Below are 14,754 nucleotides of genomic sequence, written 5' to 3'. Positions count from 1 at the left end.
TTAGGCTTCCTCAGCTTCGGCGACAAGCTTGTCTTTCACGTGATAGATCTCGGCGCCCGAAGCAGCAAATTGTGCCGATTTTAGCGCCATTACCGCTGCCAACTCCTGCGGCGTCTTGACTGTGACTTGCATGGCTTGGTCAGCAGCTTCAACTTGATCCGCCTTCGCTTGTGCCGCCTCTAAGCCAGCGGCATAGGCGCGCACATCTTGGGTGATTTTCATCGAACAAAATTTAGGGCCGCACATAGAGCAAAAATGCGCGACTTTAGCGGATTCCTGCGGTAAAGATTCATCGTGATAAGCACGTGCGGTTTCAGGATCGAGTCCTAAGTTATATTGATCTTCCCAGCGGAATTCAAACCGCGCCTTTGCCAGCGCATTATCACGAATTTGCGCACTCGGATGACCTTTCGCCACATCGGCGGCGTGGGCGGCAATCTTATAAGCAATCAAACCTTGCTTAACATCTTGTTTATTCGGTAATCCTAAGTGTTCTTTTGGCGTGACATAACACAACATAGCGCAGCCGTACCAAGCGATCATGGCCGCGCCTATGCCGGAGGTGAAATGATCATACCCAGGTGCGATATCGGTGATTTGCGGGCCAAGCGTGTAAAACGGCGCTTCATCGCAGTGAGCTAACTGCTTGTCCATGTTCTCTTTAATGAGTTGCATCGGGATATGTCCCGGCCCTTCGATAATGGTTTGTACGTCGTATTCCCATGCGATTTTGACTAGCTCACCTAAGGTTTCAAGCTCTGCAAACTGGGCGGCATCATTGGCGTCAGCAATTGAGCCTGGACGCATACCATCACCTAAAGACAGGGATACATCGTAGGCGACGCAAAGCTCACAGATCTCACGAAAATGGCTGTAGAGGAAGTTTTCCTTATGGTGGCTCAGGCACCATTTGGCCATGATTGAACCGCCGCGGGAAACTATCCCAGTGACGCGTTTAGCCGTCATCGGCACGTAGCGAAGCAGCACACCAGCATGAATGGTAAAGTAATCAACACCTTGCTCAGCTTGTTCAATCAAGGTATCGCGGAACACTTCCCAGGTTAAATCCTCTGCCACGCCGTTCACTTTCTCCAGCGCTTGATAAATCGGCACTGTGCCAATGGGCACTGGCGAGTTACGGATGATCCACTCGCGGGTCTCGTGAATATAACGACCCGTGGATAAATCCATGACCGTATCTGCACCCCAACGGGTTGACCAGACGAGCTTTTCCACTTCTTCCTCGATGGATGACGTCACCGCAGAATTACCAATATTGGCATTCACTTTCACCAAAAAGTTACGCCCTATGATCATAGGTTCGGCTTCGGGATGGTTAATATTCAGCGGAATAATCGCGCGGCCACGGGCGACTTCAGAGCGGACAAATTCGGCGGTAATCGGCTCGCCGACTAAGGCACCAAAAGCTTCACCCTTGGCTTTACGATTAAGAATTTCATCCTGTACCTGCGCAAGTGCCATGTTCTCGCGGATCGCCACATATTCCATTTCGGGCGTGATAATCCCTTGACGGGCATAGTGTAATTGACTGACTCGTTTACCCTGCAGCGCTCTGCGTGGGCGGACAATTGCACTCGAACCTGCCTCAAAACGCAGATGGTCTAAACCGTCGTCGGCGAGTCTTTGTTGGGTAAAATCTGAGGTCGCGCAGGGTAATTGCTCTGTGTCGTTGCGGGCTAGGATCCAGTTTTGTCTTAATTTACCAAGGCCTAGACGCACATTGATATCGGCCTCAGGATCGGAATAAGGTCCAGCGCAATCATACACGCGTATTGGCGGATTTTTTTCCATGATAGGCGCATCATCTGTACCGCCGACAAGGGTGTCAGTCTGCAGGATTTGCCGCATGCCAACGCGAATATCGGCACTTGAACCTTCGAGGTAAATCTTTTGTGAATTAGGATGTTGCAGCGGCGCTAACGTATCGATAAAGGCTTGGGCCTGCGCGCGGGTTTCGCGGCGACTCGGCGCCTTAGGCACGATTGATTGACTAGACTCAGCCGATTTATTAGGCACTGTCGATTTATTAGGGATTGTCGATTCTGACGCTGTGATTTCTATCGCATTGGCAGCTACAGCTGGGTTTTGGTTTGAACTGGACATAAGCAATCTCACGTTAAAAAATGGAGTTGCTTGTCTGGAGAATTGAGTTGTTGATAGCTGGGCATGGCAATCAATTTTTGTGACCAACACTGGCTTCAAAAATTGAGTTACCCTGCTCAATAACAATTAAATCTAAACATTAAGGCTTAAAACACTGCTGAGTTAACAGGTGTTCAAGCCGTCTATTTTGGCGATTTAATATGTGTTATTACGCTTGTTTCCTTCGCAGGTTTTAACCTGATCAGGTTCAACGGATCCCGAATAAACGGTCTCAGCCAAGAGGCACTCCGACAAGATGAGTGCGCAGTATAGACAGAAGCGGCAGCAACAAACAAGGAAAAAAGTAATTAAAAGCCTTAAATACCAATCCAAAATAAAGATTCATAATTCATTGTTTTTAATTAATTAAATAAAATTAAACTAAAAAAGTTATAATTAGCATGAAAATAGATCATAAAAGAAAGTCACTATTTATGGGGTTTGAGCATCATTTTATTTAATCGAGATTGAATGGCATCATCAATAGCTTGATTGATTTTTTTGCCACTGCAGTCAAATGGGAAGCCTAAATTTTCTGCGTAAGGATTGACTTGAGTCCCCAATTGTACCACGCGATAACAAGTATCCCCTTTACGCACAATACGATTTGGATCTAAGGGTAAATCTAGACTCGTTGTGCCACCGAAATCATCGGCGTTAGGGACAAATAACACTTCCATCTCAGGGCTCATTTCACTCATATTCGATTTCCGGGTGAATTTATCGGCCTGTTCAATGACGAGAGCATCGAGCGCTTGCTCGCGCTGACGTTCAAAATATTGCTGGGTGAATAAACTCATGCTTGAGCTTGTCGCTATTGTGCTCTCACCTTCTGCTGCAGGCGAACTCTGAGCGCCAAGCTGCGTCTTAATTTCTGTGGCATCAAACATATTTGTTGGCTTTTTTGCCGTCGCTTCCGCGGGCTGTACTTCACTTGGGGCACTTGATTGAGATTGGCTCGATTGAGTGATGTCAGGTTTAACCGTATCTGGCTTCACTTTTCCCTGATCTACTTTTTCAGGCACGACCTTTTCAAATATTGGCATAGGCTTAACTTGAGTTGTAGGCGTGGGAACAGTTGTAGGCGTAACAGAACTTGTCATCTCAGTCTTATCCTCGGCCTTGCTCTCTGTTTCTAGCGCAGCGCTTTCAGCCTTCTCTACCGCGGGAGCATAAATAAAATAAGCTTTGAGCGCCGTCACTTTAGGGCCCCGGCTTTCTGTTTCCGTTAATCCAAAGAGATTTAACTGTGGGCGCCACAAAATGCAGATAAGTAAGAATAAACACGAATGCACTAAGAGCACAAAAAAAAGTAGACTTAATCCTTTGAAATACGGCTGACGAGCACGTAAAACGGATCCCGCCCCCAATGCCTGAGCATAGGTTTGTAACGTACAAGACAGTTCAAATTGGGATTCTAATTTAGACTCAGATGCCAAAGCATCACCCTGATCACTGAGGTGATCATCAAATGCAATAAAAGTCTCGCATTCTGGCGATGTGACCGATGACGATGTGACCGAAATAGGCAAATCACTATCAGCATCATCTCCAATCGCTATTGCTGTAGGAGATACTGTCAATAAAGGCACGGCTTCGGGTTGACGTTGAAAAGGCAAAATCCATCCTTAGGTTTTGTGTAGTCTCAATTGATTTCGATGATGCTAAACGTGGAACCATTGCACTCTAATTCAATATCAATCCAATATCGGGTTGCTGAATATTGAAAGCAAATTATCCAATGATTGTATTTACTTGCGAGTGCTCAACGCTGATTAGAGGAGGCAAACAGGGTAAAGTTCAACGCGAAAGCAACACGTTACAAGCGCAGTGCTAACGCCAATGCTTAATTAGACACTTGTCGGTTTAGGCAAATAAGGCTGTGAATTGGGATCACAATCGCGCTAAATTGAAGGGCAAATGCTTGTTAACTCTTACGTCTTTAAGCGGATAACATCATCAATGCGATACGCTGACGGGAATACAAGACGGCGTTAAAAAGATAAAAAGTGAATACAATAGAAGCCAGTTACCAATTTAAGCTTACAAGTGTACGCTTAAATATGGTGATTTATTTTTCTAACTGATAGACTCAGTCATTATCGTTTGCGAGTGTGTATCTACCATGTCGAGTCAAAGTGTTATCGAACAGCAAAACCCAGCCAATATCCCTGCTAAATCTGGGCCATACAGTATTAAAGAAGAGATCGCTAATAGCGTATCCCATGGCTTAGGCGTTATCGCAGGCGTAGTGGCATTGGTACTGATGTTACTCAAAGGGCAAGATCACCTAACGCCAATTCAACTAACAGGCGTTGCCATTTATGGTGCGAGCATCATAGTGCTTTTTCTATGCTCGACCTTATACCACAGCGTTAGCCATTCAGGCTGGAAACATAAACTTAAGATCGCCGATCACTGCGCAATTTACTGCTTGATTGCAGGAACTTACACACCTTTGATGCTGATAAGCCTACAGGGGACGCAATCGATAGTAATTTTAACGGCGATTTGGTCGCTTGCAATTGGTGGGATCCTATTTAAGACGCTATTTATTCACAAATTCAAAAAGTTAAGCTTAGTCTTGTATCTCGCCATGGGTTGGCTATGTGTCACTGTGATGGGCGATTTAACGGCGGCCATGTCGGAGTTAGGTTTTAATCTATTGATCTTAGGCGGATTATTTTACACCTTAGGGGTGGTGTTCTACGTCGGGAAACGCATTCCATTTAACCATGCCATTTGGCATTTGTTCGTGCTTGGCGGTGCCATGAGTCACTTTCTGTGTATTTATCTGACTGTTATTTAAATGGCTATAATTTAAATGACTATGACTTAACAGATGGTGATTTATCTGTGAGTCAAAGCTAAAAGTCGTTAATTATCTACTCAAGCACTTCCTTGAACTCTCTCTCTCAAACATCGCAATCAAGTACGGCTATTCAATTCAGTAAACAGCGACGCTAATAGCGTCGCTTGTTCTGCTCTGCCACACTGGCGCCAAAGTGCAATAATGCATTCTGCAGTGCACAAACCTCCTTCTTGCTGATTACGCCGCAATATAAAAGCGGATTCAGGCATAAGTGGCGGCAAACTGACTCGTGCAGCCGTTTTCAGATAGGGGCTCTGGCGCAGCATCTTACGCGCCTCCTGCCAGGTCGCATCTAAAATCACCACTTGGCTCGGCATTCGTTGTGTTGTTATGAGTGAGGAGTGCGCTGGCGCTAACAACATTTGTGCGTTCGAGAGCACTGGCTCAGCTAAAACCGTATCTAAGGCATTTTGATCAATGGGCACAGCGGGCTCAGTATCACTTGCAGGAAACAACAGTTTAGCCTGCTGCGATGCCAACATAGCCACTAAATCGTTATCAGGTGCCGTTCTCGACCAGACGATACTTTTCACCTCTTCAGGGAATGCGGCTAACGCGAGTTGACCAGTATTTGTTTTGCGGCTTAACTCGCGTTCGTGGGTCAATAAAATAATCTGCATTGCCTTCCTTGCTGCGGCAAAAGAATGAGAAATAGCATTAAACATCTACTGTTGTCAGCCACAGGCTCGAAGCAGTATCAGCTTAAAAGATCAGGTTGAAATAACGACGTTTAATCGCTAACCAAACCATGCTCACTCAGTTATGTGTGAAATAAAATCATATATTAACCACATGATTTGAAAGTGATAAAACTTACAAACATTCCAACACTATCTGTTTTAGCAGAAAAGTTTCACGCTCTATTGATTGGCCTTTATGGGGATGATTACGCTGAATATCTTCATTATGGGCGATAGCTTGATGAATATTGAGCCATTCAGGCCGCATGCCATTTTTTATCTCATGGGCTTCTAATCGTGTCTCACCTAAACCACGCTCGCCCAGTGCGGTGTCGATACGGCACACATAACAGAATGACTCCATGTGCACTACGTTCGCCCCTTCACGGTACCAAGGCCGAAACTCTTCGTAACGACCAAAGGGAGCTAACACTTGAATATCTAGGGCGCCAGTTTCTTCCTGTAGCTCGCGGATCAGCCCATCTTCGAGGCTCTCGCCGTCGTCAATTCCGCCGCCGGGTAAACTGTAGTCGCGGTATTTTTGAGTATACAGCAGCAAAATGTCTTCACCCGATAACACTATCGCGCGGGCAGCTCTGCGATAAAAAACGCGTGCCGTCTGTAGGTTAACCGCTGGATCTTGGGTGGTTCTCAATAAACGCATAGTCGTAGCCATTTGCCGAAAAGGAGTCGCAGCATAAACGAAAATGTGCCAAATGCAGATCAAAAACTGTAGCAGAGGCAATAATCACACTCAGTCCAGTCAGAGTGATTAATAGGTTTTAGCGATTACAAGCTTAATTATTAACGGCTTAAGCTAAAATCGTTTTAACCATGATGTTAAGATCGCGATGCATCATCTCTTTCGCCTGATTCTCATCGTAGCTGCTCATCTTTGGTGCCCATCGTAATGTCCAAGCTGAAAAATGCTCAAGAGCATTCAAACTCACTATGTTCACTCAAGAGCTGGGCCAATTGCTGCTGATAAGCATCAATAATCTCTGGTGTTTGCTTATGCGTGGGCATGCGTTGGTAATGACCAATCACCTGCGACAGATAACGCTGCGCTCGCGGCAAACTTGCTTCATCTAGCATCTGCCACATTAACGAACCCGTAGCACTGATAGGCCGACCATTTGGAGCCGCGATTGTACTGACATGGAGGATTTCGTAGAAACGTTGATTCTCTTCCAATAAGTGTTCCGACTTCAGCCCTAACCCTAAGGCTGTGAGTGATTGCCTAACGTAATAATTATGATGCACGGGACACAAAATAAATTCGAGGTACCGCTGTGGGTGCAGGGCTAGAATTGCCCGCACTAAGTCCACCAGCAGTTCACCACCCACACCAGCGATGATGATCAACTGTTTATCCTTGTCACTGGTTTGCGCGAGCGGTAAAGCCGCAACATCAAGGCAATGCACTTGCCACTGAGTATGACGACTTAAATTTGGGTCCATGTCTAGGTTTAAGCGTGGGTCTATGTCTGAGTTTAAGTCTGGATCTGAGTGTGGCGCTAAGTTGGGATTAAGGCCTGATATGTCAGCGGGGAAAAAACGCTGCAAACGCAGTTCAAGCGCCTGCATCAGCGAAGGGACACAATCGACAAAGTGTACATGGCGGGCAGCGCTCCTTTCTAGCAACAGCATACCGAGTAAACCATGATCGCAGCAGCAATCCCAAATATGATCGTAATGACCACTGATCATGCTGTTTATCTGTTGTAAACGTTGGCTAATTTTCACGGTTTGACCTTACTGCTGCGGCTTTTAACACTGTAAATCCCACGCTAAATTGCATTTTTAAGCAAAAAGAAAGCGCGCATTTTACCCGAGTCAAACGCAAACCACATCTTTTGTTCGTGCCCTCGTAGTGCTTCTCGTCACTTCTGTTACGCCACGCCTTAATGTGGTGAATACGTATGCAAGCCGTTGCGGTTAAAAAGCCATCGCCACTAGTATGCTGTGAGTCACATTCATTATAAAAACAAGGATCAAGGAATGTTCATCGAGACCAACCCTATTCAGTTAATTGCCGGCCCGCGTTCAGCTGGCCCAAAACTATCGCAAGCGCTATTGAGCCCCACACTTATCGCCCTTGCGGTGGCTAGCCTCTTTAGTGCCAACGTATTTGCCAAAACCGTTACCGTCAGCTCACCCAACCAACAAATTCAAATCAGCTTGAGTGACGATACTGGCCGCCCCGAATATAAAATCGATTTTCACGGCAAGACAGTCATAGAACCGAGCCGCTTAGGCTTAGTTTTTCAATCCCTTGGTGAACTCGGTCAAGGATTGCAGATTAACAGCAGCGAGAAAAAAAATGCCGATGACAAGTGGCAACAACCTTGGGGCGAGCAGGAATGGATCCGCGATCAGCACAATCAACTGACCGCAGTATTAAGCAACGGCAAGGTGCAACTCGAAGTCGAGTTTAAAGCCTTTGACGATGGTATTGGCTTTCGCTATCACTTAGCCCAACAAGCCGCGCTGCCCGCTAATTCGCCGCTCTCAATCACAGACGAGTTAACCGAGTTCAATGTCGGCCAAGCCGATAAAGCCACAGCATGGTGGATCCCTGCCCGCGGCTGGAATCGCTACGAATATTTGTATCGCACCACTGCGCTGAAAGAAGTCGATAGAGTCCACACGCCCTTCACCTTTAAACTCGCAGATGGAACGCACTTAAGTATTCACGAGGCCGCCTTGATTGACTTTGCCGCCATGACCTTAGATCAACAGCGCAATGGCAAACTTAAGGCCGATCTCACGCCTTGGTCCGACGGCATTCGCGTCAAAACCCAAGTGGAGTTTTATACGCCGTGGCGCACCATTCAAATTGCCGACAAAGCAACTGGGCTGCTCAACTCCCACCTTATCCTTAACCTCAATGAGCCCAATAAACTCGGCGATGTTGCTTGGGTAAAACCGGGGAAATACGTCGGTATCTGGTGGGGAATGCACTTAAATGAAAATACCTGGGGTTCGAGCCCAACCCACGGCGCCACCACCAGTGAAACAAAGCGCTATATGGATTTTGCCGCTAAATATCAGTTTGATGGTGTATTGGTAGAAGGTTGGAATGAAGGTTGGGATGGCGACTGGTTCCATAATGGCGATCAATTTAGCTTTACCAAGGCCTATGCCGATTTCGATCTGCCCGCCATCACCGCCTACGGCGCGAAAAAAGGAGTGAGTTTAATCGGCCACCACGAAACCGCAGGCTCAGTCACGAATTATCGCGATCAAATGGCAGATGCCTTCGCCCTGTATGAAAAATACGGCGTGACCCAAGTCAAAACCGGCTATGTCGCCGATGGTGGCCAAATCAAGCGCATCGATGACCAAGGCATCACCCGCCACGAATGGCACGACGGCCAATTTATGGTGGGCGAGTATTTGCACAGCGTTACCGAGGCGGCGAAGCACCATATCAGCATCAATAGTCACGAGCCGATTAAAGACACAGGTCTGCGCCGAACCTATCCGAACTGGATCGCCCGCGAAGGTGCCCGCGGCCAAGAGTACAATGCTTGGGGTAGCCCACCAAATAGCCCTGAACATACGGCCATGTTACCCTTTACCCGTATGCTGGCAGGACCAATGGACTTTACTCCGGGGATTTTTGACTTAGCGCCTAAGGGGTTAGATGCAGAAAACCGTGTGCAAACCACCTTGACCAAACAGCTCGCCTTATACGTTGTGCTCTATAGTCCAATCCAAATGGCAGCAGACTTACCGCGCAATTATGAAAAGCACTTAGATGCCTTCCAATTTATCCGCGATGTGCCCACCGATTGGTATCAGAGTGTCGCGCTTGCCGGTGAAGTTGGCGACTATGTGGTCTTTGCCCGCCAAGCAAAGGATCAAGGTGATTGGTACTTAGGTGCACTCACGGATGAAACCGCGCGCAAGGTCAGGGTCAAACTGGATTTCCTCGACCCGAATAAATGTTATCAAGCGCAGATTTACCGCGATGGCGCAAACGCCGATTGGAAAACCAATCCCTATGATTATGTGATTGAAACCCTCGAGGTGAGTGCTAAAGATAGCCTAAACCTCACACTCGCCAGTAGTGGCGGTACGGCAATACGCTTTAAAGCACTTTAGATTTCATCGTGTTCAGTTCAGCGCATTAACTTAAATGCTTAAGCGAGTGTGAAAATACAGAGTTAAAAAATAGAAAGTCACCAAGGATGCACCTTGTCCCTGGTGACGTTTTATTGCCCTCTAACACCTATTTATCCCAATACAAACGTAAAAGTTAACCCTCTTCGAAGCGACTTAGTTGATGTTGGCCTAAATTCAGTTCGTGCTCATTGGCAGACAAATCGGTATAAACAGAATAAACAGGCTGTAAATGCCCTCGCAAACTCACCCACATCGTAGACAGACCATGCCAGTCCAAGGCGAATGCGTACAATCAACACAGGTGCAAAAATACTTCAGTTAGATTAATCTGACCTTCCTTTACTTGCTTATGGTGCTCAGCGTGCGATATAGGGCAAATTTATTAGAAATGCGCAGCTTTAAGCGTTTCGAGACTGAACTCGCGCACTTAGGCTTTAGCCATTTTCAACCCTTAGCGCCACTTCGCCCTTGGGTGCAGCGCTACTTTCATTTGCGCGTAGCGACTAATTTACCGCAGAGCATTGAGCAGACATTTTATCCGGACGGCGGCACTAGCCTACATTTCTATTTCCCAACACAAACGCTAACTCAAACGATAAGCAGCGATGAACCCAAAGTGTTGTTTCATTGTGGTCAGAGCCGACATTCCCACGCCTTTTTGCCAGGAATCGAGCTGCTGACAGTTCGCTTTCACCCCGGCGGCGCGTTTCATTTACTCGGCATTGAACTGCAAGATATTCTGTCTGCCACATCAGTGACGGCTATTGATGCGACGCAATTACAACTAACGGGATTGGATCAACTGCTATCACAACTGGCGGAAACTAATCAGCCAGCCCAACGCATTGCCCTACTTGAGCACTGGTTGTTGCAACTCTCCCAGCAGCAATTTGGTGCGGTGTTATCTCGACATAAAAGCGCTATGGTTGGCTTAGTGCAGGCGAATTTACCAAAGCTTATTCAAACCCAAGCCAGTTTAGAGGATTTCTATAGGCAACTGCCCTTAAGCCGCCGTCAGTTTGAACGAAGATTTAAACAAGAAATCGGATTGTCACCTGCGCAGTTACTGCAATTAAACCGAGTCAAAATCGCCCGAAACTTACTCAGCCAATCACCTAACCTCAGCCTAGTGCAGGTCGCATTCGATTGCGGATTTTACGATCAAGCCCATCTACATCAACACTTTGTAAGGGTGACACAGCAAACACCAGGACAATACAAAAAGCGTAAAATGTCGCAAATCTCCAATCCCAGGTCGCGCTAACCGCTTAGATTGAAGCCTCAGCTTATAGGAGGCTTTTATGTCAGAACGTATACCACGCCAGCAAATTTATCAGCTACAACCCGCACTCGCCAACGCACTGTTAAGCTTAGACAAAGCAGCCGGCGACTCCCACTTTTCGCCATTACTGGTGCATTTAGTCAAGCTTAGAGCATCGCAACTCAATAGCTGCGCGTTTTGTCAGCGAATGCACGCCAAGGAAGCCAGAAGCGACGGTGAAGAACAGCTGCGTTTAGATTTACTTGCCGCTTGGCATGAGGTCGATGGAATCTTTAATGAACGGGAACGTGCAGCGCTGCTCTGGACAGAAATCTTAACCCAAGTTGCTACTGCACCCGTGCATGACAGTCATTATGCGGCGCTTGCAGAGCATTATTCCGAGAAAGAAATTGTCGACCTCACCAGCTTAATCATTGCCATTAATGGCTGGAACCGCGTCGCGATTGCCTTCCACCTGCAACCCATCTAGCGGCACATAAATGGACAAATAAACAGGGCACCGCATCGGGTGCCCTGCTTATTGATATCACTGTGACGCTCGTACCAGCTATGCCGTTAGCTTAAGGTCAGCGCGACAATTTTGAGTGGATGATTATCATCGAATGACGGGAAATCCTCATGGGGATCGAGCCAAGTGTGCGCTGTGACACTGCGGCCTTGTTTTTCAACGCAGCGCACTAAGCTGTCGAACCAAGCTTGGCGTTCGACTTTCGCCACATTGTTACAGCAAACGATAGTGCCACCGACTTTGGTCGCCATTAATGCGGGCTTAAACAAACCTTGATAATCATTGATCAAATCGACAATACCGAAAGCGCTCTTGGCATAACGCGGTGGATCGAGGAACACCAGATCAAACTGGGTTTGCGGCAATTTGGGGTAGCTCGGTAATTTTTGATTGCGGCGGCCTCCCACACTCAAACCAGCCAATTGGCGCAGGGCCGGAAACGCATCACTCTGCACAAACTCACACACATTCGACACCTGATTTAACGCCGCATTCGCTTTACCCGTGGCTAAAGCAAAAGAAGAAAAATCGACGTTCATCACCCGAGTCGCGCCGCCCATGGCTGCCGCAGTGCCAATGCCGCAAGTGTAGGAAAACAAATTCAGCACGGTTTTATCTTGGCTGTGTGCCCGCACATATTCACGGCCAATGCGCATATCGAGGAATAACAGCGGATCTTGCCCTTCGTGGCGCAGTTTAGTGCTGAACTTGATGCCATTTTCCTGCATGACTCGCTCAGAATTCGCAATATCTGCCAGTGCGGGTGATAACGCGTTCAATACCCGGGAATTACCTAATGAGCGGTCGTTATACACAATCGGCAAATCGGCCTGTTGCAGCAAAACGGTGCTGACATCGATTAACTCTTCGTCGGTTAAGGTCTGATGAAAACTCTGCACTAGCCAAGTATCGCCGTAACGGTCGACATTCAAGCCACTCACGCCTTCGACTGTGCCATGGAACACCCGAAAACAATCGGTTTGATCCTGTTCTGCTTGTTGTAAAAAATCATGGCGTTTCGCCAGAGCCGTCGATAACAGCGTTTGAATAGACATAAAAAGCGGGACTCGCGCAGCGGAAACCTGCGTAAGGTTTCAAGAAGGAAAACGGCATGATAGCAAACTAGCACTCAGAATATCGGATAAATTCACCCTGCCAGTGCGAAAAACAGGCTTTAAAAAGTGCATACTAGGACAACGACCTAGCTTGATTGGGTTCATTCACTTTTTGGCTTTAGTCGTTACGGCTCAATGCATGCTCAAACTCACTTATGCCTCCCGTTTGCGATTCAATTCACTGAGTCCTTGATGGATAAGGCTTAAGCAGGCGGAGGGATCTTCTAACGGCAACAGATGCCCATATCGCTGATCTTCTAAAAATACCGTATTCGGTGTGAGCTGTTGCCAACGCTGCCAAGTCGCTTCAGAAAAGAACACTGACGGTTTCCCTCGAATGGCGACGCAGGGAAGCTTTATCTGCCGCAATATCGATAATACATTCGGCGGCTGGGTGTAATTATGCGCTTCCCACTGTTTAGGAAACTTCAACGTGAATTGGCCATCATTGTGTTGATAAACCCCGAATTGGGCTAAGGCGGCAAACGCCTCATCATCAAAGCGTTTGTATAACTTACTCATTTTGCAATATTCAAGGAAATGCTCACGACTTTCCCACGCATCGCGCTTCTTTAAGGTGTTTTTGGCGGGCGCGGTCAAATTCATTAATGATTTAGGCATTAACTTGGCAAACCAAGCGATAGGGCGCGACACCATTGCAGGTTCAATAAGTATCAGTGCTTTAAACAAATCGGGTCTTTTGTTAGCGGCAAGAATGGTACTGGTTGCTCCCATCGAATGACCCATTCCCACAATTGGCGCACTGCAATGCCGCTCAATATGCAAGATCAAATCATCGGCATATAGCTGCCAATCTCGGCGCTTAGGCGGCAAACCTACATCGGGCCGTGTCGGCCTTAACTCGAGTGAATTAAGGCTAAAGGCTTGCTGCAACTTGGCCAATAAAGGCGCATAAACACCTAATGGAAAACCATTGGCATGGTAGAAATGTACGCTTTCACCAGTATCAGAAAAGGTTTTAAAAACCTTAGCCTGTTGTAATTCAGTCCAAATTTGATCCATCAAATCCTACTTATCGAGTCCCACTGTTATAGTTCAACGGATTCAATCGTACCAATCTAAGCCGCTAGGCACCTTACGCTCAAGCTACGAAATCTAGCGATGAAATCAAACCTGTCGATATCAGCCTCTACGACGGCCTTAAAAGGTCATTAAATCACTTCAATCAACTGCTCTAATCCAGGCGCCGTTTTAGTTGGCACAAACTCTATCACCTCAAACTCGGCAACATCGGCAATGCAGAACGGATCTTGCTGCAAAATGGCCTCTAGCGCCGCGCGACTCTCTGCCTTCGCGAGGATGACGCCGCCAGTACGTGGTACTTTACGACCCGAGGCAATAAAAGTCCCTGCGGCATAATACTGATCAAGATATTCGATATGCGCGGCTAAATGTAACTCCACTTCGGCAATCGGCTTTTTATAGGTGAGCGAAACAACAAACATAGGTATCCTCTTATTCAGCAAGTCGGGGCTTATACAATAGGTTTCTTCCCGCTGACTATATAGTGCGGTCCTAATATATAGTGCGGTCCTCAAGTGTCAAATGAACTTAGCCTCCAGCAAAGTTAAAAACAGTCAACAGCAGGTTGCACCTCTGTTTACGTGTGGTTATCAACCCATGATGAATACGTATGTAAGCGGTTGTACCTAAAACCAAGGCAAGGCTACTATAAATCCGCTCGTTTCACCCTCTGCTTGTGGGGTTTGAGATGTGTGAGGTCGTTTCTGATAGGGTTATATACAAGGATTACTATCAGGCTTAAGTTCTTTCTGCTGACTGGCTTTGAGCCATTCTTTTGGACTGACTCGTTTTCATTAAGGTGTTAAGTCCAAATGTGAAATGAATTTATCGGCGAATATGCTTCTGAGGGAGAGGTATATTCGCCATTTTTTCACAGAGCAGACGCATTCATAATATGTGCGAAACCATCCATTGCTCGGCAAAACAATTAAAACAATAAGCACTCAAGGCAGACATAC

Annotated in this window: 12 protein-coding genes and 1 riboswitch; of the genes, 4 read left to right on the top strand and 8 right to left on the bottom strand. The window is 46.9% G+C overall.

The genetic code is table 11. The features are described from left to right. Together thiC and Q4Q50_RS10885 are read right to left on the bottom strand one after the other, a co-directional pair. Nucleotides 1–2,124, bottom strand: coding sequence for a phosphomethylpyrimidine synthase ThiC (thiC, locus tag Q4Q50_RS10890; protein WP_311899286.1), 2,124 nt, complete (start codon nucleotides 2,122–2,124; stop codon nucleotides 1–3). A 201-nt stretch (nucleotides 2,125–2,325) separates the two neighbouring features. Then, nucleotides 2,326–2,424: riboswitch (TPP riboswitch) on the bottom strand. A gap of 167 nt (nucleotides 2,425–2,591) precedes the next feature. Then, a complete protein-coding gene (locus Q4Q50_RS10885; protein ID WP_311899285.1) occupies nucleotides 2,592–3,782 on the bottom strand; it encodes a hypothetical protein in 1,191 nt (396 codons plus the stop codon). Between the two features lie 506 nt (nucleotides 3,783–4,288). Between Q4Q50_RS10885 and trhA the strand changes: the two genes are divergently transcribed. Continuing rightward, complete coding sequence (trhA, locus tag Q4Q50_RS10880) at nucleotides 4,289–4,972, top strand: PAQR family membrane homeostasis protein TrhA (RefSeq protein WP_311899284.1); 684 nt, start codon at nucleotides 4,289–4,291, stop codon at nucleotides 4,970–4,972. A gap of 119 nt (nucleotides 4,973–5,091) precedes the next feature. Here the strand turns inward: trhA and Q4Q50_RS10875 are convergent, their stop codons facing one another. From Q4Q50_RS10875 to Q4Q50_RS10865, 3 genes are all read right to left on the bottom strand, one after another. Continuing rightward, a complete protein-coding gene (locus Q4Q50_RS10875; protein WP_371830298.1) occupies nucleotides 5,092–5,655 on the bottom strand; it encodes a tRNA-uridine aminocarboxypropyltransferase in 564 nt (187 codons plus the stop codon). 193 nt (nucleotides 5,656–5,848) lie between these two features. Continuing rightward, entirely contained in the window at nucleotides 5,849–6,379 is a 531-nt protein-coding gene (locus Q4Q50_RS10870; protein ID WP_041408466.1) for an NUDIX hydrolase, read from the bottom strand. Nucleotides 6,380–6,645: 266 nt separating this feature from the next. Continuing rightward, nucleotides 6,646–7,461: a tRNA (adenine(22)-N(1))-methyltransferase gene (locus Q4Q50_RS10865; protein ID WP_311899282.1), complete on the bottom strand. Its 816-nt coding sequence runs from the start codon at nucleotides 7,459–7,461 to the stop codon at nucleotides 6,646–6,648. A 255-nt stretch (nucleotides 7,462–7,716) separates the two neighbouring features. Here Q4Q50_RS10865 and Q4Q50_RS10860 point away from each other — a divergent pair, with 255 nt between their 5' ends. From Q4Q50_RS10860 to Q4Q50_RS10850, 3 genes are all read left to right on the top strand, one after another. Then, complete coding sequence (locus tag Q4Q50_RS10860) at nucleotides 7,717–9,825, top strand: glycoside hydrolase family 97 protein (protein ID WP_311899281.1); 2,109 nt, start codon at nucleotides 7,717–7,719, stop codon at nucleotides 9,823–9,825. Between the two features lie 370 nt (nucleotides 9,826–10,195). Further along, on the top strand, nucleotides 10,196–11,110 hold the full coding sequence (locus Q4Q50_RS10855; protein WP_311899280.1) for an AraC family transcriptional regulator: 915 nt from the start codon (nucleotides 10,196–10,198) through the stop codon (nucleotides 11,108–11,110). A gap of 37 nt (nucleotides 11,111–11,147) precedes the next feature. Further along, nucleotides 11,148–11,597 carry a carboxymuconolactone decarboxylase family protein gene (locus tag Q4Q50_RS10850; RefSeq protein ID WP_311890846.1) on the top strand — a complete coding sequence of 150 codons (450 nt, stop codon included), beginning with the start codon at nucleotides 11,148–11,150 and terminating at the stop codon, nucleotides 11,595–11,597. A gap of 86 nt (nucleotides 11,598–11,683) precedes the next feature. Here the strand turns inward: Q4Q50_RS10850 and Q4Q50_RS10845 are convergent, their stop codons facing one another. The 3 genes from Q4Q50_RS10845 to Q4Q50_RS10835 form a co-directional block, all read right to left on the bottom strand. Continuing rightward, nucleotides 11,684–12,691 carry a class I SAM-dependent rRNA methyltransferase gene (locus tag Q4Q50_RS10845; RefSeq protein ID WP_311890845.1) on the bottom strand — a complete coding sequence of 336 codons (1,008 nt, stop codon included), beginning with the start codon at nucleotides 12,689–12,691 and terminating at the stop codon, nucleotides 11,684–11,686. Nucleotides 12,692–12,904: 213 nt separating this feature from the next. Next, nucleotides 12,905–13,774 carry an alpha/beta fold hydrolase gene (locus tag Q4Q50_RS10840; RefSeq protein WP_311899279.1) on the bottom strand — a complete coding sequence of 290 codons (870 nt, stop codon included), beginning with the start codon at nucleotides 13,772–13,774 and terminating at the stop codon, nucleotides 12,905–12,907. A 149-nt stretch (nucleotides 13,775–13,923) separates the two neighbouring features. Further along, a complete protein-coding gene (locus Q4Q50_RS10835) occupies nucleotides 13,924–14,217 on the bottom strand; it encodes a YciI family protein (RefSeq protein WP_261272612.1) in 294 nt (97 codons plus the stop codon). Between the last annotated feature and the right edge of the window lie 537 nt (nucleotides 14,218–14,754).

Source organism: Shewanella scandinavica (assembly GCF_031932065.1).
GTDB lineage: Bacteria > Pseudomonadota > Gammaproteobacteria > Enterobacterales > Shewanellaceae > Shewanella > Shewanella baltica.
This window is presented reverse-complemented; position numbering and strand designations above follow the sequence as displayed.